1 pseudogene is annotated in these 266 nt (G+C 36.5%); it reads right to left on the bottom strand.

Annotated elements, in window-relative coordinates:
• Nucleotides 1-253, bottom strand: a pseudogene (locus BN899_RS21035) (flagellin N-terminal helical domain-containing protein); the annotation flags it as partial.
• Between the last annotated feature and the right edge of the window lie 13 nt (nt 254-266).

The raw sequence follows: 266 nt of genomic DNA on the forward strand, positions 1-266 counted from the left end.
GTTCTCTCATTCTTTGAGCTATGTTTCCTGCTTCTTCTAATGCACCTTCTGCTGTTTGTACCATAGATATACCATCTTGTACTTTCTATCAGCTTGTTCCATACCTCTTATTTGAGCTCTCATGTTGTTCAGAAACTGCTAATCCTGCAGCGTCATCTCCAGCTTTAGTTATTCTTAATCCTGAAGATAATTTTTGCATTGAACTTCCTGTTAATGCAGTTTCCATTTGGTTAGTTGCTATCATAGCATTCATATTAGTGTTTATC

This window comes from Faecalimicrobium dakarense (assembly GCF_000499525.1).
GTDB classification, from domain to species: Bacteria; Bacillota; Clostridia; order Peptostreptococcales; family Peptostreptococcaceae; genus Faecalimicrobium; species Faecalimicrobium dakarense.